Source organism: Pseudomonas sp. RtIB026 (assembly GCF_016861355.2).
Taxonomy (GTDB): domain Bacteria; phylum Pseudomonadota; class Gammaproteobacteria; order Pseudomonadales; family Pseudomonadaceae; genus Aquipseudomonas; species Aquipseudomonas peradeniyensis.
Window position 1 is genome coordinate 2,588,319 of the sequence record NZ_AP023348.2, and the last position, 21,015, is coordinate 2,609,333.

Here is a 21,015-nt window from a genome sequence, read left to right on the forward strand (position 1 = left end):
CGCGGGTAAACCCGCTCCCACAGGTTCGGCGTCACCCTCAAGGAATACGCCGATCCTGTGGGAGCGGGTTTACCCGCGAAGAGCCCAGCACGGGAAAAGCCTGGCTTAACGCCCGCGCTTACCCGGCAACGGTGCGAACAGCGCCTCGATCTCGTCATCGCCTAGCCGCCATTGCCCGGCCTGGCCGCCATCGAGCAGCCCGGCCGCCAGCGCCGCCTTCTCCTGCTGCAACTGCTGGATCTTCTCCTCCACCGTCCCCCGGGTGATCAGCTTGAACACGAACACCGGCTTGTCCTGGCCGATGCGGTAGGCGCGGTCGGTGGCCTGGTTCTCGCTGGCCGGGTTCCACCACGGGTCGTAGTGGATCACCGTGTCGGCGGCGGTCAGGTTCAGCCCGGTGCCACCGGCCTTGAGGCTGATCAGGAACACCTCGCTGTCGCCGTTCTGGAACTGCTGCACCGGCGCGCGGCGGTCGCGGGTGTCGCCGGTCAGCAGGCTGTAGCGGATGCCGCGCTTTTCCAGCTCGAACTCGATCAGTGCCAGCATCGAGGTGAACTGCGAGAACAGCAGCACCTTGCGCCCCTCGCTGAGCAGCTCCTCGAGCATCTCCAGCAGGCTGCCCAGCTTGCCCTTGTCGGCGAACGTGCCCTTGGCCTCGGTGCCCTTGACCAGGCGCAGGTCGCAGCATACCTGGCGCAGCTTGAGCAGGGCATCGAGGATGACGATCTGGCTGCGGGCGGCGCCGTTGCGGGCGATTTCGTCGCGGACCTTCTTGTCCATCGCCACCCGCACCGCCTCGTAGGTGTCGCGCTGGGCGTCGCTGAGCTCGACCCAGTGGATCATCTCGGTCTTGGCCGGCAGCTCGGTGGCCACCTGCTCCTTGGTGCGGCGCAGCAGGAACGGGCGGATACGGCTGGCCAGGTGGCCCATGCGCTCGGCGTCGCGGTGGCGCTCGATCGGGGTGCGGTAGTCCTGGGTGAAGCGCTTGCTCTCGCCCAGCCAGCCGGGCATCAGGAAGTGGAAGATCGACCACAGTTCGCCGAGGTTGTTCTCCATCGGCGTGCCGGTCAGGCACAGCCGCTGGTTGGCCTGCAGCTCACGCACGGCCTGGGCGGCCTTGCTGGTGCTGCTCTTGATGTTCTGCGCCTCGTCCAGCACCAGCAGGTGCCAGGGCTGGGCCTTGAGGTGTTCCAGGTCGCGGGGGACGAGGGCATAGGTGGTCAGCACCAGGTCGTAGTCGGCCAGCTTGGCGAAGTGCTTGTTGCGCCCGGGGCCGTGCAGGGCCAGGACGCGCAGGTCGGGGGCGAAGCGCCGGGCCTCGTCGAGCCAGTTGGGCACCAGGCTGGTGGGCATCACCGCCAGCGCCGGGTGGGCCAGGCGCCCGGCTTCCTTCTCCAGCAGCAGGTGGGCCAGGGTCTGCAGGGTCTTGCCCAGGCCCATGTCGTCACCGAGGATGCCGCCGGTGCCCATTTCGCGCAGGGCCTGCAGCCAGTTCAGGCCTTGCTGCTGGTAGGGGCGCAGGGTGGCGTTCAGGCCCTTGGGCGGCGCCACCTGCAGGTCGCGGGCGTCGCGCAGGCGCCGGCCCAGGTCGCGCACATGACTCCCTCCCTCCCACTGCAACGGCAGGTGGTCGATGTCGTTCAGGCGCGCGGCGTCGGCGCGCTCCAGGCGCAGGCTCGGGCCGCTGGCGTCGTTGTGCAGGTACAGCTCGCCCAGGGTGCCCATGACCGCCTTGATCCGCCCGTAGGGCAGGGCGACCCGCAGCGCCGGGCTGTCGTGGCGGGCGCGGTTGAGGTCGATCAGCAGGTGTTCGTCGTCACTGCGCCGTGCCAGTTCGCTGGGGCGCAGCAGCTCGGGGCTGGCGCGCAGCAGTTGCAGGACGATGGGCAGCAGGCTGTGGCGCTGGCCATCGACGACGATGCCCAGCTCCAGGTCGAACCACTCATGGCCCGGCGCTTCGTCGATGGTGGCGTACCAGTCGTCGACCTCGTGCAGGTTGAAGGCGAAGTCGCGGTGCACATCGATGGCCCAGCCGGCCTCGCGCAGGCGCGGCAGGCCCTCGCGGGCGAAGCGCAGCCAGGCTTCGTCGTCGGGCAGCTGGTACATCTCGCCGGCGCTGTCGGGCAGGGCCTTGCTCTGGCGGGTGGCGGGCTTGAAGCCATGCTCGCGCAATACCTTGCGCAGGGCCTGCTCGGCCTGGGGCTGGCGGCGGATGCGTTGGCTGGTGCTGCCCACCAGACGGCTCAGCGGCTTGTCGTCGCCGCCACTGGCGCGCAGGCCGTCGTAGTCGAACGCCAGTGCGGCGCGGTGCTGCATCTGCCGTTGCATGCGCCCGGTCTTGGGTGTGTAGGCGCTGAACTCGAGGCTGCCGAGGGTCAGGTGCGGGGTCGGCGCGATGTCGTCGAGCTGCTCCTGCTGCACGGTGGTGGGCGTCGGCAGGTGATGGTTGAGGGCGTTGAGCTTGTGGCTGAGGGGCACGATGAGGTGTTCCGGTACATCGGGAGCAAGGGACAGCTGCAGGGCAGTGTGCGGATCCAGGTCGTGGGAAACGCTGCCGACCTCATGGGTGTCGAGGTCGAAGTAGTACAGCGGCACCAGCGGCAGCACGCAATTGAGCGGTTCCTCGCCGTTGTACCACATGCCCCTGTAGTCGCCGTTGCCCAGGCGTACCCAGCGGAAGTCCGCCTGACGAGGCGCGCCCTGGGTCAGCAGGGGCAGGTCTTCGATGAACATCAGGCGCCCGGTGTCCAGCGCCCGCTGCAGCAACTCGCCGCCCTCGAGCCCCTTGAGCGCATAGCCGCGCTCGTGGCCGTAGGGCGCGGTCTGCGCCGAGAGCTGGCGAAGGATGCGCAGGTCCTCTTCCTTGACGAACTTCGGGGGCTCGTAGAGCAGTTCGTACAGCGACTGGATGCGGCTGTAGCGAATGCCGTGCTCTTCGCGGGTGCCCTTGCGCACACGCAATGCGCAACTGCTGTGGTCGTCGTTGAGCGCCAGCTGGTAGCAGACCATGCGGCCCCGTTTGTCTTCGGCGTCGCCCTGTCGGGATGTGGGCGGCTCCAGCCCCTGCAGCCAGTGCTGCAGGTGATGGGGCAACTGGTCGCCGTTGGCCGCGCCGTGTCCGTGGCTGTTGGCCAGGGTATAGAGCGCTGCGGCGCAGTGCTTGCAGTTGGTGCCCACCGGACAGGAGCAGTCGCCGCGCACATGGCATTGCCCGGAGGGGCCGGCAGTGATGATGATCCGCTGGCGGTAGATGTTGCCGCCGCTGCCGTGGCAGGTGGACTCGATGCGCGAGTCGCCGTGGGACTGGATCTGCACCAGGCCCTGTTCGGCGTAGCGTTCGCCACGTTGCAGGGTGGCCGCTGAAAAATCGCGCTTCCAGCTCGGATTCTCGGCTGCCAGCTTCTGCACATCGGCGTTCACGGTTTCACTGCTCCATCATTTCCGGATCCGGCAGCGGGATCTTGCGCATGCCGGCCGGCGAGACCTTGAGCAGCAGCGCCAGGTGCCCGCCATCGAGGAAGGTCAGCTGGCCGGCCTTCATGTTGCTGTTGCTCTGCTTGAACTGCTCGCTGCGCAGCACACTGCCATTGGCGTCGAGCTGGTTGACCCAGAGGCTGGCGTCGACGGCGATGAAGCGGCCTTCCTTGATGGTCAGGTTGCCTTCGATGGGGAAGTGGCCGAACTGCTCGTCACCGGCGCTCACGGCGACGGCATCGCCGTCCTGCTGCCAGGCCCTGTGCAGAAGCACGGTGTAGTCGGCGGTGGCCTGCAGGCGGGTGACTTCGTCACCCAGGCCGGTCGGGCGCTCGGCGCCTTTTTCCAGGCGTGGCGCGCCGGCGCTCCAGTCTTCCGGGGCGAATGGGCTGGTGATCGCCGGCACGGCGTTCTGCCGCACCAGGATCATTTCCACCTGGTAGGGGCCTGCGGCGAAGGCAGCCGGCGCGAGCAGGGCCAGCAGCAGGGTCAGGCAACGGATGGCACGCATGAAGCTTCCTTATGGATTTTGTGGAGTGAGGCGCTCGAACAGCGCTTCCAGGGTGTTGAAACGTTCTTCGGGGCGTTCCATCGGCACCAGGAAGCGGAACTGGGTCGCGCCTTCGAACTTGTAGCGTTTGGGCTGGCCCTGGATCAGCTTGATCAGGGTCAGCGGGTCGACCGGTGTCTCGGCCTCGAACTCGAGCTTGCCGCCGTTGGGGCCGGCGTCGACTTTCTTGATGCCGAGCTTTTCCGCCTGCAGCTTGAGCAGGGTCAGGCGCATCAGGTTCTTGGTCGGCTCTGGCAGCAGGCCGAAGCGGTCGATCATTTCCACCTGCAGGTCCTTGAGGCCCTCTTCGTCGGCCGCCGAGGCGATGCGCTTGTAGAGGATCAGGCGCGCATGCACGTCGGGCAGGTAGTCCTCGGGGATCAGCGCCGGCAGGCGCAGGTTGATCTCCGGGCCGCCGCCGAGCGGCTGCTCGAGGTTCGGCTGGGCGCCCTTGCGGATGGCCTTGACCGCGCGCTCGAGCATTTCCATGTACAGGGTGAAGCCGACCGCCTGGATCTGCCCGCTCTGGCCTTCGCCGAGCAGCTCGCCGGCACCACGGATCTCCAGGTCGTTGGTGGCCAGGACAAAGCCGGCGCCCAGGTCCTGGGTGTTGGCGATGGCCTCCAGGCGCTTTTCGGCATCGGCGCTGATCTGCTGGCGCGGTGGCGTCAGCAGGTAGGCGTAGGCCTGGTGGTGGCTACGGCCGACCCGGCCGCGCAGCTGGTGCAGCTGGGCCAGGCCGAACTTGTCGGCGCGCTCGATGACGATGGTGTTGGCGCTGGGCACGTCGATGCCGGTCTCGATGATGGTCGAGGCGATCAGCACGTTGAAGCGCTTGTGGTAGAAGTCGCTCATCACTTGTTCGAGTTCGCGCTCGCGCATCTGCCCGTGGCCGATGCCGATGCGCGCCTCGGGCACCAGTTCGGCCAGTTCCGCAGCGCACTTCTCGATGGTCTTGACGTCGTTGTGCAGGTAGTACACCTGGCCGCCGCGCAGCAGTTCGCGCAGCAGCGCTTCCTTGATCGTGCTCTTGTTCTGCTCCATGACGAAGGTGCGCACCGACAGGCGCCTGGCCGGCGGGGTGGCGATGATCGACAGGTCGCGCATGCCCGACACCGCCATGTTCAGCGTGCGCGGAATCGGCGTTGCGGTCAGGGTGAGGATGTCCACCTCGCTGCGCAGGGCCTTGAGCTGCTCTTTCTGGCGCACGCCGAAGCGGTGCTCCTCGTCGATGATGGCCAGGCCCAGGTCCTTGAAGCGCACATCGTCCTGCAGCAGCTTGTGGGTGCCGATGAGAATGTCGATCTTGCCCTCGGCCAGGTCCGCCGCGGCGCTGGCGACTTCCTTGGCCGACTTGAAGCGGCTCATCACCTCGACCTTCACCGGCCAGTCGGCAAAGCGGTCGCGGAAGCTGTTGTAGTGCTGCTGGGCGAGCAGGGTGGTGGGCACCAGCAATGCGACCTGGCGCCCGCCGTGCACGGCGATGAAGGCGGCGCGCATGGCCACCTCGGTCTTGCCGAAGCCGACGTCACCACAGACCAGGCGATCCATCGGCTGGCCGGCGAGCATGTCGGTGCGTACCGCCTCGATGGCGGCCTGCTGGTCGGGGGTTTCCTCGAACGGGAAGCCGGCGCTGAAGGTGGCGTAGTCGGCGGCCGGGTCGGCGAAGGCGTAGCCTTTGCGCGCGGCGCGGCGGGCGTAGATGTCGAGCAGTTCGGCGGCGACGTCGCGCACCTGTTCGGCAGCCTTGCGCTTGGCTTTCTGCCAGGCTTCGGAGCCCAGCCGGTGCAGCGGCGCCAGGGCGTCGTCGCTGCCGGTGTAGCGGGCGATCAGGTGCAGGTTGGCCACCGGCACGTAGAGCTTGGCGCCCTCGGCGTATTCGAGGGTGAGGAACTCGGCGGCCTGGCCGTCGATTTCCAGGGTTGCCAGGCCCAGGTAGCGGCCCACGCCGTGGTCGATGTGCACCACCGGGGCGCCTTCGCGCAGCTCGGTGAGGTTCTTGATCACCGCGTCGTTGGCCGCCTCGCCGCGTTTCTCGCGGCGCCGGCGCTGCATCACGCGCTGGCCGAACAGCGGGCTTTCGGCGACCAGGGCCAGGCTGGGGTCGTCCAGCAGCAGGCCGTCGTCCAGCGGCGCGATGGTGATCGCCAGGCGTTCGCCGCCGCTGACGAAGTCGGCCCAGCCGTCGACGGTGTGGGGGCGCAGCTTCAGGCGTTCGAGCAGCTCCAGCAGCACTTCGCGCCGGCCCGCCGATTCCGCCGTGAACAGCACGCGGCCGGGGAACTGGTCGAGGAAGTTCGACAGCTCCGCCAGCGGCTGGTTGGCCTTGGCCTCGATCGCCAGGTTGGGCAGGGCGCGGGCCGGGAAGCGCTCGCGGCCAACGCCGGGCTCGACGTCGTCGGCACCGATCACCACCCGTGGCCATTGCTTGAGGCGGGCGAAGCAGTCCTCCACCGGCATGAACAGCTCCGCCGGCGGCAGTAGTGGCCGGCTGAGGTCGCCGCGGCGCTCTTCATAGCGCCCGCGCACGTCGTTCCAGAAGTGCTCGGCGGCCTGCTCCACGCCCGGCAGGGAGAACACCTGGGTGTCGACCGGCAGGTAGTCGAACAGGGTGGCGGTCTCTTCGAAGAACAGCGGCAGGTAGTACTCGATACCGGCGGGAATGATGCCGCTGGTGAGGTCCTGGAAGATCGCGCTGCGGCGGAAGTCCACGTCGAAGCGTTCGCGGAAGCGCGCCTTGAAGCGCGTAACCTCGTCCTTCTGCATGGGGAACTCGCGCGCCGGCAACAGGCGGATCGAGTCGACCTTGTCGATCGAGCGCTGCGACTCCGGGTCGAAGGTGCGCAGGGTCTCGATCTCGTCGTCGAACAGGTCGATGCGGTACGGCTGCTTGCTGCCCATGGGGAACAGGTCGATCAGCGCGCCGCGCACGGCGAACTCGCCATGCTCGTAGACCGTGTCGACGCAGCGGTAGCCGCTGGCTTCCAGGCGCGTGCGCATCTGCTCGACGTCGATCTTCTGGCCGACGTCCAGCACCAGGCTGCTGCCCAGCAGGAAGCGCGTGGGGGCCAGGCGGTGCAGGGCAGTGGTGATCGGCACGACGAGGATGCCGTGGTCCAGCTCCGGCAGCCGGTAGAGGCTGGCGATACGCTGGGAGATGATGTCCTGGTGCGGCGAGAACAGGTCGTAGGGCAGGGTTTCCCAATCGGGGAACGGCAGCACCGGCAGCGCCGGCGCGAAGAAGCGCAGCTCCTGCTCGAGGCGGTCGGCCGCCTGGCTGTCGGCGGTCAGCAGCAAGGTGAAGCGACCGGCGGTACTGGCCGCCTCGGCGATGGCCAGGCTCAAGGCGGCGCCGGGCAGGTTGCCCCAGGTTTGTTTGCCGGCCGTGGCCGACATTTGCGGTAGGCGCAGAACTGACACGGGAGATCGGACTCCAAGCGTTGCGGCAAAGAGGTCGATTGTACCGGTGACGGGGCTCGCTGTCAGGCTCGCGAGGGCATGACGACGGGGTCTGGCGTCGGCGACAGGCGCTCATTGCCCGATACGCCGAGGGGCGTCATAATGTAGCCCCTTTTTTGTTCCCCTACATGTGGAAGGTTACCGTGACTCAGAAGCCCGACCAGTGTCTTGGTGAGTGGATCGATCGTGAAGCCCTGGCTGAAGCGATGATCCCGCTTATCGGTCAGCTCTACCGCAACAACAACGTGGTGAGCTCGATCTATGGCCGCAGCCTGATCAACCGTTCGGTTATCTCGATCCTCAAAGCCCACCGCTTTGCCCGTCACCGTCAGACCGACGAGACCGAGCTGTCCGTCCACGAGACGTTCCCCCTGCTCAAGGCCATGAGCGAGCTGAAGCTGGGCGCCGCCTCGGTGGACCTGGGCAAGCTGGCCAACAAGTTCAAGGTCGAAGGCAACGGCCGCAGCGCCGAGCAGTTCGTCCGTGACGAACTGGCCGACGTCGTGGGTCAGCAGAACGCTTCCGCACGCAAGGGCACCGACGTCGTCCTGTACGGTTTCGGCCGTATCGGCCGCCTGCTGGCGCGCATCCTCATCGAGAAGACCGGTGGCGGCGACGGCCTGCGCCTGCGCGCCATCGTCGTGCGCAAGGGCGCCGAGAACGACCTGGTCAAGCGCGCCAGCCTGCTGCGCCGCGACTCGGTGCACGGTCCGTTCGACGGCACCATCGTCATCGATGAAGCCAACAACACCATCACCGCCAATGGCAACCTGATCCAGGTGATCTACGCCAAGAGCCCGAGCGAAGTCGACTACACCCAGTACGGCATCCACGATGCGCTGATCGTCGACAACACCGGCGTATGGCGTGACGCCGACGGCCTCGGCCAGCACCTGGCCTGCCCGGGCGCCGCCCGCGTGATCCTCACCGCACCGGGCAAGGGCGCGCTGAAGAACATCGTGCACGGCATCAACCACGGCGACATCAGCGCCGACGACAAGATCATCTCGGCGGCGTCCTGCACCACCAACGCCATCGTGCCGGTGCTCAAGGCCATCAACGACCAGTACGGCATCGTCAACGGCCACGTCGAAACCGTTCACTCGTTCACCAACGACCAGAACCTGATCGACAACTTCCACAAGGGCAGCCGTCGTGGCCGCGCCGCGCCGCTGAACATGGTCATCACCGAGACCGGTGCCGCCACCGCCGCCGCCAAGGCACTGCCAGTGCTCAAGGGCAAGCTGACCGGCAACGCCATTCGTGTGCCGACGCCGAACGTGTCGATGGCCATTCTCAACCTGAACCTCGAGAAGGCCACCAACCGCGAAGAGCTGAACGAGTACCTGCGCCAGACCGCCATGCACTCGGAGCTGCACAAGCAGATCGACTACGTCAGCTCCCAGGAAGTGGTATCGACCGACTTCGTTGGTTCGCGCCACGCCGGTGTGGTCGACGCCGAGGCGACTATCTGCAACGACAACCGCGTTGTCCTGTACGTGTGGTACGACAACGAGTTCGGTTACAGCTGCCAGGTGGTACGCGTGATGGAAGACATGGCCGGTGTGAACCCGCCAGCGTTTCCACGCTGATCCGCTTGTAATGCGTTGAGAAAACGGGAACCTTCGGGTTCCCGTTTTTTTTGCTCCCCGCATCAGCGCGGTCTCTTTGTAGGAGCGGCCTTATGCCGCGAAAGGGCTGCGTAGCAGCCCCGGCAATTGTGGCAGTGACGCTGAAAACCTGGGGCCGCCTTGCGGCCCTTTCGCGGCACAAGGCCGCTCCTACAAAGAGACCGGTCAACCGAGAGATCCATATTGCGCACAGTTCTTCTGTTCTGCCTGTTGTTGCTGTCAGCCTGCAATCAAGGCCCCACCCTCGAGCGCTTCGGCGGCCCGACCATGGGCAGCAGCTACAGCATCCAGTACGTGCGCCAACCCGGCGGCCCGGCGCCCGAGCAGGTCCAGGCCGAGGTCGAGGCCATCCTCCAGGCCATCGACGCCCGCTACTCCACCTACCGTGGCGACTCCACCGTCAGCCGTTTCAACCAGCTTGCGGCCAACCAGTGCCTGCCCATCGACGCCGACCTGTTCGAGCTGGCCAGCTTCGGCCAGCACTTGGCCGAGCAGAGCCAGGGCGCCTTCGATCTCACCGTCGAGCCGCTGCTCGACCTCTGGGGCTTCGGCCCCCAGGCCCGCGAGATGCAGGTGCCCGACCCGCAGACGCTGGCTCGAGCGCGTGAGCGCGTGGGCTACCGGCACCTGCGCATCGAGGGTGACGCCCTGTGCAAGGACGCTCCCATCGAGCTGGATTTCAACAGTATCGCCGCCGGCCACGCCGTCGACCTGATCGCCAAGCGCCTGCGCGCCATGGGCATCGAGGCGTTTCTCGCCGAAGCCACTGGCGAGCTCAAGGCCGTGGGCCGCAAACCCGATGGCAGTGCCTGGCGGGTGGCCCTGGAGCTGCCGCGCGAGGACCGCCAGATCGCCCGCCAGGTCATCGGCGTGGAGGACATGGCCGTGTCGACCTCGGGTGACTATCGGCATTATTTCGAGGACAATGGCCGGCGCTATTCGCACACCTTCGATGCCCGTCTCGGGCGCCCGGTCGAGCACGACCTGGCGGCGGTGACGGTGCTCGACGCCTCGGCGCTGCAGGCCGACGGCTACTCGACCCTGCTGCTGATCCTCGGGCCGCAGCAAGGCTGGGATTTCGCCATCGCCCACGGCATCGCCGCGGTGCTGGTGACCAGAGTCGAGGGTGGTTTCGTCTCCCGTTCCACGCCGGCCTTCGAGCGGGTGGTGAAAGGCGAGTGAAAGGCAAGCCACGGATGATCAATGCCAGGGAAACGGTGAAACGACATGTAGTGCAGGCAATAATGGCCTACGACGCGACCAAGGGTTAATGTGCGCGGCGTTCACGCTTGATTAGACTGCACCCGAATTTTCTCATGGCGCCCCGGCGACATGATCGCGCCCCGCGGCCATCCGGCCGGCGGGCCAGTTCTGAAGGAGTACGCATGGCTGTCTACAACTACGACGTAGTGGTGCTGGGTTCCGGCCCGGCCGGAGAAGGCGCGGCAATGAACGCCGCCAAAGCAGGGCGCAAGGTGGCCATGGTCGACAGCCGTCGCCAGGTCGGCGGCAACTGCACCCACCTGGGCACCATCCCGTCCAAGGCGCTGCGTCACTCCGTGCGGCAGATCATGCAGTTCAACACCAACCCGATGTTCCGTGCCATCGGCGAGCCGCGCTGGTTCTCCTTCCCCGACGTGCTCAAGAGCGCCGAGAAGGTCATCAGCAAGCAGGTTGCCTCGCGCACCGGCTACTATGCGCGCAACCGCGTCGACGTGTTCGTCGGCACCGGTAGCTTCGCCGACGAGCAGACCGTCGAAGTGGTCTGCCCCAACGGCGTGGTCGAGAAGCTCAACGCCAAGCACATCATCATCGCCACCGGCTCGCGCCCGTACCGTCCGGCCGACATCGACTTCCACCACCCGCGCGTCTACGACAGCGACACCATCCTCAGCCTGAGCCACACCCCGCGCAAGCTGATCGTCTACGGCGCCGGGGTGATCGGTTGCGAATACGCCTCGATCTTCAGCGGCCTGGGGGTGCTGGTCGAACTGGTCGACAACCGTGGCCAGCTGCTGAGCTTCCTTGACTCGGAAATCTCCCAGGCGCTGAGCTACCACTTCAGCAACAACAACATCACCGTGCGCCACAACGAGGAATACGACCGCGTCGAAGGCCTGGACAACGGGGTGATCCTGCACCTGAAGTCGGGCAAGAAGATCAAGGCCGACGCCTTGTTGTGGTGCAATGGCCGTACCGGCAACACCGACAAGCTGGGCCTGGAGAACATCGGCATCAAGGTCAACAGCCGTGGCCAGATCGAGGTCGACGAGACCTACCGCACCAGCGTGCCGAACATCTACGGCGCCGGTGACGTGATCGGCTGGCCGAGCCTGGCCAGCGCCGCCCACGACCAGGGCCGCTCGGCCGCCGGCAGCATCGTCGACAACGGCAGCTGGCGCTTCGTCAACGACGTGCCGACCGGCATCTACACCATTCCGGAGATCAGCTCGATCGGCAAGAACGAGCAGGAACTGACCCAGGCCAAGGTGCCCTACGAAGTGGGCAAGGCCTTCTTCAAGAGCATGGCCCGCGCACAGATCGCCGGCGAGCCGCAAGGCATGCTGAAGATCCTGTTCCACCGCGAGACCCTGGAAGTCCTCGGCGTGCACTGCTTCGGCTACCAGGCCTCGGAGATCGTCCACATCGGCCAGGCGGTGATGAACCAGCCGGGCGAGCAGAACAACCTGAAGTACTTCGTCAACACCACCTTCAACTACCCGACCATGGCCGAGGCCTATCGGGTAGCTGCCTATGATGGTCTGAACCGGCTTTTTTGAGCGGCTCCGACCGGTGGCCTGAGCCGGTCGGGGAGACCGATTTCAGCCCTACCCGAGGGTGGTCCTGGCCAAACCGGGAAAGTCTGTAATCAGGCTGTCCACGCCAAAGTCGGCGAGCCGGCGCATCAGCGCCGGTTCGTTGACCGTCCATACCGACACGTGCAGACCCTGGCGCTGCGCCTTGATCAGGCGCTCTGGGGTGCACAGCGTCCAGTTCAGCGCCAGCATCTCGCAGTCGTAGTTCTGCGCGACCTTCAGCGGGTCGAGCCAGGCGTACTCGGCAACCAGTCCGCGCTTGATGTCGGGCACCAGTTCCAGGGCGGCGCCCAGCACTTCTCGTGAGCTCGAGGTGATGGTCACCTTGTCCAGCAGGCCATGCTGCTGGGCCAGTTCGCGGATTGCCAGCACGGTGCTGGCGGCGCGGGTGCGCGAGGCGCTCTTGACCTCCAGCTGCCAGTGCTCGAAGGCGCATTTTTCGAACAGCTCTTCAAGGCGCGGGATAGGGCAGGGCTGCACATGGCCCGGGCCGCCCTTGCGCGCGTCGTAGGTCACCAGGTCTGCCGCCGTGTGTTCGACCACCTTGCCGCGTCGACCGGTGGTGCGCTTGAGGGTCGGGTCGTGGATCACCATCAGCTCGTTGTCGGCCGACAGGTGCAGGTCGAGTTCGCAGCGGTCCACGCCATGGGACAGGCACTGGCGAAAGCTCTGCAGGGTATTCTCGGGCGCTTCGCCCTTGGCGCCGCGGTGGCCATAGATCAAGGTCACGTTCGTTCCTTCAAATCAGAGAAAAGGGCTTCAGGAAGCGGGGTCGTTCTGTTCCAGCGCCTGGCGGCGTTGCTGTTGCTGGCGCTGCAGGATGTAGCGGGCCAGCAGCTGGCGCTGGGCGTCGGTCATGTCGATGAACTCGGTGCCTACCTCGTAGTCGCCATCCGGGCGCGGGTCGCAGTGGGTGACCCGGCCGCGCAGCAGCAGGCCATGGGCGCGGGGCATCAGCACCATCTTTACCTTGACCCGGGTGCCCGGGGCGATCTTCTGCGCCTGGGCGAACTCGATGCCGCCTTCGGAGATGATCACCGGTTGCGGCTGGCCGATCTCGCCGATCAGGCTCTGGGCGACCACCGCGCTGAGCAGGTCGAGGCGTTTGTTCTGGGCGCGCAGGAAGGCGGCCAGGGTACGGTCCTTCTCGCTCAACTGGCGCAGCAGGTGCTGCGATTCGAAGTCCGAAAGGTGCAGCTCGCTGAGCAGGTTGAACAGCTCTGAATCATCCTGCAACAGTTCTGTCTCAAGGGCTTCGGCCGCGCTGAGGGGGTTGATTTGAAGTGCGATCCGATCTTCGATGCGGTAGTATTCGCGGCGATCTTCTTCGTCTAATGTCGTCATGGCGAACCCAAGGTTACGGCGGTGGTCCGAGTGTAAAGCCGCCGCAGGCGCCTCGCCACAAGGACGTTCCCTTTCATCCGAACAAGCCCCGACATGTTCAGACCTCTATTCGTATTCATTGGTACGCGCTACACCCGTGCCAAGCGCCGCAATCACTTCGTCTCGTTCATTTCGCTCACCTCGATGATCGGCCTCGCCCTGGGCGTGGTGGTGATGATCGTGGTGCTCTCGGTGATGAACGGGTTCGACCACGAGATGCGTACCCGCGTGCTGGGGATGATCCCCCACGCCACGCTGGAGACCGGCCAGCCGATCGACGACTGGCAGGCCCTCGCTTCTAAAGTAAAGCAGAATCCGCAGGTGCTGGCGGTCGCGCCGTTCACCCAGATGCAGGGCCTGCTGACCCATGAAGGCAAGGTGCAGAAGGTGCTGCTCAACGGCATCGACCCGGCCCGCGAGCGCGAGGTGTCGATCATCGACAAGTTCGTCCTCGACGGCAGCCTCGACAGGCTGGCGCCGGGCGAGTGGGGCATCATGATCGGCGACAAGGCCGCGCAGAAGCTGGGCGTGGGCATCGGCGACAAGCTGACCTTCGTCGCCCCCGAGGTCAGCGTCACCCCGGCGGGGATGTTCCCGCGCATGAAGCGCTTCACCGTGGTCGGCACCTTCCATGTCGGCGCCGGCGAGATCGACGGCTACCTGGGCCTGACCAACATCGCCGACCTGTCGCGCCTGCACCGCTGGAAGGCCGACCAGGTCCAGGGCGTGCGCCTGAAGTTCGACGACCTGTTCCAGGCCCCGCGGGCCGCCTGGGCCATCGCCCAGCAGCTGGGCGAGCAGGAGTTCTATCCGCGTGACTGGACCCGCACCCACGGCAACCTGTACCAGGCGATCCGCATGGAGAAATCCATGATCGGCCTGCTGCTGTTGCTGATCGTCGCGGTGGCGGCGTTCAACATCATTTCCACCTTGGTGATGGTGGTCAACGACAAGCGCGGCGACATCGCCATCCTGCGCACCCTGGGCGCCACGCCCGGGCAGATCATGGCCATCTTCATGGTCCAGGGCACGGTGATCGGCGTGGTCGGCACGCTGATCGGCGCGGTGCTGGGCATCCTCGGCGCGCTCAACGTGAGCGCGGCCATCGCCGGCATCGAGACCCTGATCGGGCACAAGTTCCTCAATGCCGACGTGTACTTCATCGATTACCTGCCATCGCAGATCCAGGCCCAGGACGTGTACATGGTCTGTGGCGCGGCGCTGGTCCTGAGTTTCTTCGCCACCCTGTATCCGGCCTGGCGCGCCTCGCGCACCCAGCCGGCGGAGGCGCTACGTTATGAGTGAGTCGCGCATGAGTGATAAAGCCGTGTTGAGCTGCCGCAACCTGGGCAAGAGCTACGAGGAAGGCCCGGAGTCGGTTCAGGTCCTGTCGGGGTTGAACCTCGAGCTGCACCCGGGCGAGCGGGTGGCCATCGTCGGCAGCTCGGGCTCGGGCAAGAGTACCTTGCTCAACCTGCTCGGCGGCCTCGACACGCCGACCCAGGGCAGCGTCTGGTTGGCCGGCGAGGAGCTGTCGGCGCTGGGCGAGCGGGCCCGTGGCCTGCTGCGCAACCGCGCCCTGGGCTTCGTCTACCAGTTCCACCATCTGCTGGCGGAGTTCACCGCCCTGGAAAACGCCTGCATGCCGCTGCTGATCGGCAAGACGCCGATCGCCGAGGCCCGCGAGCGTGCCGAGGCGCTGCTCAAGCGCGTCGGCCTGGGCCACCGGTTGAATCACAAGCCGGCCGAGCTGTCCGGCGGTGAGCGCCAGCGCGTGGCGATCGCCCGCGCCCTGGTCAACCGCCCGGGCCTGGTGATGCTCGACGAGCCCACCGGCAACCTCGACCACCACACGGCCATGGGTATCCAGGAACTGATGCGAGAGCTGTCCACGCATTCGCAGACCGCCTTCCTGGTGGTGACCCACGACCTCAACCTGGCGCGCCAGATGGACCGCGTGCTGAGCCTGGAAGACGGGCGCCTGGTGGCGATCTGAATCGCCTGCGCGGGGCGCCCCCAGGCGTCCCGGTTCACACTTAGATTGGGTATCCCTGTTCATGTTCAGACCCTTGTCCTTGTTCATCGGTGCTCGCTACACCCGTGCCAAGCGTCGCAACCACTTCATCTCGTTCATTTCCATGACCTCGATGATCGGGCTGTCGCTTGGCGTGCTGGCGATGATCACGGTGCTGTCGGTGATGAACGGTTTCCAGCGCGAGATGAGTTCGCGCGTGCTCGGCCTGGTGCCCCATGCCGCGATCCTTGGCGCGCAACCGCTGGATGACTGGCGCAAGGTCGCCAGCGCCGCAGAAGGCAATCCGGCGGTGATGGCCGCGGCGCCGATCACCGAAATGGAAGGCATGCTCTCGTACAAGGGGGCGATGCAGCCGATCCAGGTCGCCGGCATCGACCCGGCCGAGGAGGGCAAGGTCTCCATCGTCACCCAGCATATTGTCCAGGGCAGCCTGCAGGCGCTGGTGCCCGGTGAGTACGGCGTGGTGATCGGTGAATTGACCGCCCGGCGTTTTCGCCTGAACACCGGCGACAAGCTGACCCTGATCGTTCCGGAAATCAGCAAGGAGCCAGGCGGCATCACCCCGCGCATGCAGCGCCTGACTGTGGTCGGCATCTTCAAGGTCGGCGCCGAGCTGGATGGCTCCCAGGCCTATATCCATGTCGCCGACGCCGGCGAGATGCAGCGCTGGGCGCCGGGCCAGGTGCAGGGCGTGCGCCTGAAACTGCACGACCTGTACGCCGCGCCGCAGGTATCCAAGGCCATCGCCGCCGGGTTGGGCGACGGCTACCGCGCCGATGACTGGTCGCACACCCAGGGCAGCCTGTTCAGCGCGATGAAGATGGAAAAGACCATGATCGGCCTGCTGCTGATGATGATCATCGCCGTGGCCGCGTTCAACATCATCGCCACCCTGGTGATGGTGGTGAACGACAAGGGCGCGGATATCGCCATCCTGCGCACCATCGGCGCGACGCCGGCGCAGATCATGGGCACCTTCATGGTCCAGGGCAGTCTGATCGGCATCGTCGGCACGCTGATCGGCGGCGTGCTCGGGGTGATCCTGGCGCTGAATGTCAGTGCGGTGGTCGGCTGGGTCGAGCGGGTCAGCGGGCAGCACATCTTCACCTCCGACATCTACTTCATCAGCAGCCTGCCGTCGGAACTGCAGTGGGGCGACGTGGCGATCATCTGCGTGGCCGGGCTGGTGATGAGCTTCCTGGCGACCATCTACCCTGCGTACCGCGCCTCGCAGATCGAGCCGGCGATGGCGTTGCGTTACGAGTAAGCGCTATCGCGGGGCAAGCCCGCTCCCACGCCAGACTATGATGCCCGGAAATATGAGGTCTGGCGTGGGAGCGGGCTTGACCCGCGATGAGGGCTACGCAGGCAACTCGATCACGAACCGCGTCCACCCATCTTCACACTCCGCCCGAATCTTCCCGCCGTGGGCCTGCACGATCGAGCGGGTGATGGCCAGCCCCAGTCCCGCATGCTCGCTGCTGCCCTCCTGGCGCGCCGGGTCTGCCCGATAGAAACGGTCGAACAGCCGCTCCAGCAGTTGCGGGGCGATCGCCGGCCCACTGTTGGCCACCTCGATGCGCAACCCTGGCGCAAGGCTCACACGGATCTCGCCACCCGCCGGGGTGAAGCGCAGGGCGTTGTCCAGCAGGTTCGACAAGGCCCGGCGCAGCATGTGCCGGTCGCCTTCGACATGCGCCTGGCCCTCGCGTGACAGCCTGACCTCGGCTTCCTCGGCCAGCGGCGCGTAATACTCCAGCAGCGCATCGATCTCGGTCGCCAGGTCCAGCGCCTGGCTATTGGGCATCAGCAGGCCGTGGTCGGCCTTGGCCAGGTAGAGCATGTCGTTGACCAGCTGGGCCATCCACTGCAGTTCCTCGAGATTGCCATGCAGGGCCTCGCGGTACTCCTCGAGGCTGCGCGGGCGGGTGAGGGTGACCTGGGTATGGGTCAGCAGGTTGGACAGTGGTGTGCGCAATTCGTGGGCGATATCGGCGGAGAATGCCGACAGGCGCTGGAAGGCGTCGTCCAGGCGCTGCAGCATGGCGTTGACCGTGCCGGCCAGCTCGGCCAGCTCCTCGGGCATTTCGGCGACCGGCAGGCGGGTGGTCAGCGAGCGCGCGTTGACGCCGGCGGCGACCTTGCCCATCCGCCGCAGCGGCTTCAGGCCACGGCGCACGGCCCAGGCACCCAGCAGCGCGGTGACCAGCGCGCTGAGGCCGACCGTGAGCCAGATCAGGCGCTGCATGCCTTGCAGGAAGTGCTGGTGATGGGTGATGTCGAGGAACAGGGTCAGCTGCGGCGAGGCGGGCCGGGTTTCGTCCAGCGGCAGGCTCAGCCCGCGGTAGTCGATGCCCTGGGTATGCAGGGTGGCCAGGCCGTGCTGGTCCGGGGCGTCCGGCAGGTCGCTGCGGCTGGCGAACCAGGTGGTGCCGTCGACCGCGCGCACGCGCAAGGCCAGGTCGGACTGGTGGCTCAACTCGTTGAGCAGCCCCGGCAGGCGCGTGGCCAGTTGCTCGGGACTGGTGACGCCGTCAAGCAGGCTGCGCATGAGCGACAGACGGCCGCTGAGCAGCTGCTGGTCGAGTTCGACGAAATGCTGCTCGCTGGCGCGGCTGAACAGCAGGCCGGCGCCCAGCGAAACACTGGCGGTGCAGGCGGCGAACAGCAGCGCCAGGCGGCTGCCGAGGGACAGGCGGCGCATCAGTCCTGGCGCTCCTCGAGCACGTAGCCCATGCCGCGCACGGTATGGATCAGCTTGGTGGTGTGAAGGTCGTCGATCTTCAGGCGCAGGCGGCGGATGGCCACCTCGATGACGTTGGTGTCGCTGTCGAAGTTCATGTCCCACACCTGCGAGGCGATCAGCGACTTGGGCAGCACCTCGCCCTGGCGGCGCAGCAGCAGTTCGAGCAGGGCGAATTCCTTGGCGGTCAGGTCGACGCGCTGGCCGGCCCGCTCGGCGCGGCGGCGGATCAGGTCAAGGCGCAGGTCGGCCAGGCTCAGGCAGGTGTCCTGGCTGGCGCTGGCGCCTCGGCGCAGCAGGCTGCGCACCCGGGCCAGCAGCTCGGAGAAGGCGAACGGCTTGACCAGATAGTCGTCGGCACCCAGCTCCAGGCCGTGGACACGGTCCTCGACGGCATCGCGGGCGGTGAGGAACAGCACCGGCGTGTCCAGCCCGGCCTGGCGCACGGCCTGGAGGATCTGCCAGCCGTTGCGCCCCGGCAGCATCACATCGAGGATCAGCAGGTCGTGGTCACCGGTCAGGGCCAGGTGCTGGCCGCTGTCGCCGTCGTTGGCCAGCTCAGTGGCGAAGCCGGCTTCGCTCAGGCCCTGGCTCAGGTACTGGCCGGTCTTGGCCTGGTCTTCGACGATCAGCAGTTTCATGGCAGTCCTTGTGATACGGCGATTTGAATGGTTTTTTGGGTGAAGTGGATTTTGTGGGAGCGCCCCATAAGGCCCATCCCTTTAGCAGTTTCTGCGACTGTTGGGATATGGCGGCTCCTATTCAAGATTGCCGGGGTCGCTTTGCGACCCTTTCCGGCCGGTCCGACGCCTCGGCAAGGCCGCTCCTACAGGTGACCGCGCTCTGCGTAGGAGCGGCCTTGTGCCGCGAAAGGGCTGCAAAGCAGCCCCGGCAATTCCAAGTCAGGCGCCAATTATCATCACCTTGAAAGGCGCAATCATGGTGACGAAATGATACGTGACGATCCGGCGGCCTGCCCAAGCTGACAAAGTTGTAATCTTCCCGTCAGCCAGCTGCCAGCCAGCCTTTTCGAGAATGGCCTCATTCTCCCAGAACGACCCGGAGTCACCCATGAAACACCTGTTCTTCGCCGCCGCCCTCGCACTGGTCAGCCTGCCGAGCTTCGCCGACAGCGGCAAAACCTTCGCCTTCGGCGAGCCGGCCGAGGCGGCCAAGGCCACCCGCACCGTCGAGGTGGTGCTCAAGGACATCGCCTTCGAACCCAAGAACATCAAGGTCAAGGCCGGCGAGACCGTGCGCTTCGTGCTGGTCAACGAAGGCAAGCTGCCCCACGAGTTCAACCTGGGCGACAAGGCCATGCACGCCGAGCACCAGAAGGAAATGATCGCCATGCAAGGCAAGATGTTCACCGCCGGCATGAACCACGAAGGCATGGACCATGGCCAGATGGACCACGGCCAGATGGGCGCTGGCCACGGTCATGCGGGCGGCAACACCGTGCTGCTGCAGCCCGGCCAGCGCGCCGAGCTGACCTGGACCTTCCGCAAGTCGGCGCCCATCGAGTTCGCCTGCAACGTGCCAGGCCACTATCAGGCAGGCATGGTCGGCCCGCTGACCATCGAGTGACAACGGCTCCAAGGCGGGGTGCAAAACCGGTAGACTAGGGGCAATTTCGAACCTTCAGGTCAGTTTCCATGCATCCCGCCGCCGAACACTCCCCGCTGGGCAAGTCCAGCGAATACATCGCCACCTACACCCCCGCGCTGCTGTTCCCGATTCCCCGCCTGGCCAAATGGGCCGAGCTGGGCGTGAGCGGCGACGCGCTGCCGTGGCAGGGCGTGGACTTCTGGAACTGCTTCGAGCTGTCCTGGCTGCTGCCTTCGGGCAAGCCGGTGGTGGCCATCGGTGAGTTCGCCATCCCGTGCGATTCGCCGAACATCATCGAGTCCAAGTCCTTCAAGCTGTACCTCAACTCGCTGAACCAGACGGTGTTCGAGTCGGTGGAGGCGTTGCAGGCGTGCCTGGTGCAGGACCTGTCCGCCGCAGCCGGCAAGCCGGTCGCGGTCAAGGTCAGCACCCTGGCCGAGGTCGAGGGGCAGGGCGTGACCGCGCTGCCGGGCCTGTGCATCGATGCGCTGGATGTGAACATCAGCAACTACGAGCAGCCGCAACCGGAGCTGCTGCGTTGCGCGTCGGAGCGCGTGGTGGAAGAGACGGTGCACAGCCACCTGCTCAAATCCAACTGCCCGGTCACCGGCCAGCCGGACTGGGGTAGCGTGGTGGTGGAGTACAAGGGCCAGGCGCTGGATCATGCCAGCCTGCTGACCTACCTGATCAGCTTCCGCCAGCATGCCGACTTCCACGAACAATGCGTGGAGCGGATCTACCTGGACCTGAAAAACCTGCTCAAGCCTGAGCACCTGACAGTGTATGCGCGGTATGTGCGCCGGGGCGGACTGGATATCAACCCGTACCGCAGCACCGGGGCGATCAGCCCGCAGAATCTGCGACTGGTGCGTCAGTAGTTTTCGAGCGTGTCGACGGGCATCGTGGGAGCGGGCTTGCCCCGCGATGGATGGCACCGGTTACACCGGTGTCGCGGGGCAAGCCGCATCGGCGCACTGCCGCTCCCACGCCCCTGTTTTTTGCGCTACAGCGAAGCCTGATCAGATACCCATGCTGTGCAGCGAGTTGACGATGCTGCGCAGGGTCGCCGTGAGGTCGGGGTGATCGGCTTCGAAGCGTTCGATGGCGAGGTTCACGCCGTCGACGAGGTTGTTGTCGGGCGTGGCTTCCTCAAGCTTGAGCTGGGCTTCGATCTGCCTAGCCTCCTCATGCAGACTGGCCAGCTCTTCTTCCGAAAGCGGCACATTGCGATCCAGTTGCTCGCGCAGGCTATTAAGGCGCTCTTGCAGTTCGCGGGCAGGCATTGTTCGTTCTCCATCAATGGCTTGGCAAACCAT

Annotated in this window: 17 protein-coding genes; 8 read left to right on the plus strand and 9 right to left on the minus strand. The window is 66.1% G+C overall.

What is annotated here, in order from left to right:
- Nucleotides 1-105: 105 nt before the first annotated feature.
- The 3 genes from PRtIB026_RS11745 to mfd form a co-directional block, all read right to left on the minus strand.
- Complete coding sequence (locus tag PRtIB026_RS11745) at nucleotides 106-3,009, minus strand: DEAD/DEAH box helicase (protein ID WP_420713662.1); 2,904 nt, start codon at nucleotides 3,007-3,009, stop codon at nucleotides 106-108.
- Between the two features lie 415 nt (nucleotides 3,010-3,424).
- Entirely contained in the window at nucleotides 3,425-3,985 is a 561-nt protein-coding gene (locus PRtIB026_RS11750) for a CsiV family protein (RefSeq protein ID WP_203647454.1), read from the minus strand.
- Nucleotides 3,986-3,994: 9 nt separating this feature from the next.
- The gene (gene mfd / locus PRtIB026_RS11755; RefSeq protein WP_203647453.1) at nucleotides 3,995-7,444 is read right to left on the minus strand and encodes a transcription-repair coupling factor; all 3,450 of its coding nucleotides are present in this window, start codon (nucleotides 7,442-7,444) and stop codon (nucleotides 3,995-3,997) included.
- Between the two features lie 167 nt (nucleotides 7,445-7,611).
- Between mfd and PRtIB026_RS11760 the strand changes: the two genes are divergently transcribed.
- The 3 genes from PRtIB026_RS11760 to sthA all read left to right on the plus strand — a co-directional run bounded on the left by PRtIB026_RS11760 (nucleotide 7,612) and on the right by sthA (nucleotide 11,894).
- Nucleotides 7,612-9,075 (plus strand): glyceraldehyde-3-phosphate dehydrogenase, encoded by a 1,464-nt coding sequence (locus PRtIB026_RS11760; protein WP_110738521.1) that lies wholly within the window; start codon nucleotides 7,612-7,614, stop codon nucleotides 9,073-9,075.
- Nucleotides 9,076-9,297: 222 nt separating this feature from the next.
- A complete protein-coding gene (locus PRtIB026_RS11765) occupies nucleotides 9,298-10,296 on the plus strand; it encodes an FAD:protein FMN transferase (protein WP_203647452.1) in 999 nt (332 codons plus the stop codon).
- A gap of 203 nt (nucleotides 10,297-10,499) precedes the next feature.
- A complete protein-coding gene (gene sthA / locus PRtIB026_RS11770; protein ID WP_023631920.1) occupies nucleotides 10,500-11,894 on the plus strand; it encodes a Si-specific NAD(P)(+) transhydrogenase in 1,395 nt (464 codons plus the stop codon).
- Between the two features lie 48 nt (nucleotides 11,895-11,942).
- Here the strand turns inward: sthA and PRtIB026_RS11775 are convergent, their stop codons facing one another.
- A complete protein-coding gene (locus tag PRtIB026_RS11775) occupies nucleotides 11,943-12,659 on the minus strand; it encodes a glycerophosphodiester phosphodiesterase (protein WP_203647451.1) in 717 nt (238 codons plus the stop codon).
- A 30-nt stretch (nucleotides 12,660-12,689) separates the two neighbouring features.
- The gene (locus PRtIB026_RS11780; RefSeq protein ID WP_203647450.1) at nucleotides 12,690-13,274 is read right to left on the minus strand and encodes a PilZ domain-containing protein; all 585 of its coding nucleotides are present in this window, start codon (nucleotides 13,272-13,274) and stop codon (nucleotides 12,690-12,692) included.
- Between the two features lie 93 nt (nucleotides 13,275-13,367).
- Here PRtIB026_RS11780 and PRtIB026_RS11785 point away from each other — a divergent pair, with 93 nt between their 5' ends.
- The 3 genes from PRtIB026_RS11785 to PRtIB026_RS11795 all read left to right on the plus strand — a co-directional run bounded on the left by PRtIB026_RS11785 (nucleotide 13,368) and on the right by PRtIB026_RS11795 (nucleotide 16,615).
- Complete coding sequence (locus PRtIB026_RS11785; protein ID WP_203647449.1) at nucleotides 13,368-14,618, plus strand: lipoprotein-releasing ABC transporter permease subunit; 1,251 nt, start codon at nucleotides 13,368-13,370, stop codon at nucleotides 14,616-14,618.
- Nucleotides 14,619-14,625: 7 nt separating this feature from the next.
- Complete coding sequence (gene lolD, locus PRtIB026_RS11790) at nucleotides 14,626-15,309, plus strand: lipoprotein-releasing ABC transporter ATP-binding protein LolD (RefSeq protein WP_177330835.1); 684 nt, start codon at nucleotides 14,626-14,628, stop codon at nucleotides 15,307-15,309.
- A gap of 61 nt (nucleotides 15,310-15,370) precedes the next feature.
- Nucleotides 15,371-16,615 carry a lipoprotein-releasing ABC transporter permease subunit gene (locus PRtIB026_RS11795; RefSeq protein WP_110738516.1) on the plus strand — a complete coding sequence of 415 codons (1,245 nt, stop codon included), beginning with the start codon at nucleotides 15,371-15,373 and terminating at the stop codon, nucleotides 16,613-16,615.
- A gap of 93 nt (nucleotides 16,616-16,708) precedes the next feature.
- Here the strand turns inward: PRtIB026_RS11795 and PRtIB026_RS11800 are convergent, their stop codons facing one another.
- The 3 genes from PRtIB026_RS11800 to PRtIB026_RS11810 all read right to left on the minus strand — a co-directional run bounded on the left by PRtIB026_RS11800 (nucleotide 16,709) and on the right by PRtIB026_RS11810 (nucleotide 19,164).
- The gene (locus tag PRtIB026_RS11800) at nucleotides 16,709-18,052 is read right to left on the minus strand and encodes a heavy metal sensor histidine kinase (RefSeq protein ID WP_420713644.1); all 1,344 of its coding nucleotides are present in this window, start codon (nucleotides 18,050-18,052) and stop codon (nucleotides 16,709-16,711) included.
- Nucleotides 18,052-18,732, minus strand: coding sequence for a heavy metal response regulator transcription factor (locus PRtIB026_RS11805; RefSeq protein ID WP_203647448.1), 681 nt, complete (start codon nucleotides 18,730-18,732; stop codon nucleotides 18,052-18,054). Before PRtIB026_RS11805 ends, PRtIB026_RS11800 begins: the two co-directional genes overlap by 1 nt.
- Nucleotides 18,733-18,993: 261 nt before the next feature.
- Nucleotides 18,994-19,164 carry a hypothetical protein gene (locus tag PRtIB026_RS11810; protein WP_203647447.1) on the minus strand — a complete coding sequence of 57 codons (171 nt, stop codon included), beginning with the start codon at nucleotides 19,162-19,164 and terminating at the stop codon, nucleotides 18,994-18,996.
- Between PRtIB026_RS11810 and PRtIB026_RS11815 the strand changes: the two genes are divergently transcribed.
- On the plus strand, nucleotides 19,163-19,678 hold the full coding sequence (locus PRtIB026_RS11815) for a cupredoxin domain-containing protein (RefSeq protein ID WP_203647446.1): 516 nt from the start codon (nucleotides 19,163-19,165) through the stop codon (nucleotides 19,676-19,678). The genes PRtIB026_RS11810 and PRtIB026_RS11815 overlap by 2 nt on opposite strands.
- A 68-nt stretch (nucleotides 19,679-19,746) precedes the next feature.
- Nucleotides 19,747-20,577 (plus strand): NADPH-dependent 7-cyano-7-deazaguanine reductase QueF, encoded by an 831-nt coding sequence (queF, locus tag PRtIB026_RS11820; RefSeq protein ID WP_203647445.1) that lies wholly within the window; start codon nucleotides 19,747-19,749, stop codon nucleotides 20,575-20,577.
- A gap of 141 nt (nucleotides 20,578-20,718) precedes the next feature.
- On the opposite strand, the gene PRtIB026_RS11825 is transcribed toward queF, so the two are convergent.
- Complete coding sequence (locus tag PRtIB026_RS11825; protein WP_203647444.1) at nucleotides 20,719-20,982, minus strand: DUF4404 family protein; 264 nt, start codon at nucleotides 20,980-20,982, stop codon at nucleotides 20,719-20,721.
- Between the last annotated feature and the right edge of the window lie 33 nt (nucleotides 20,983-21,015).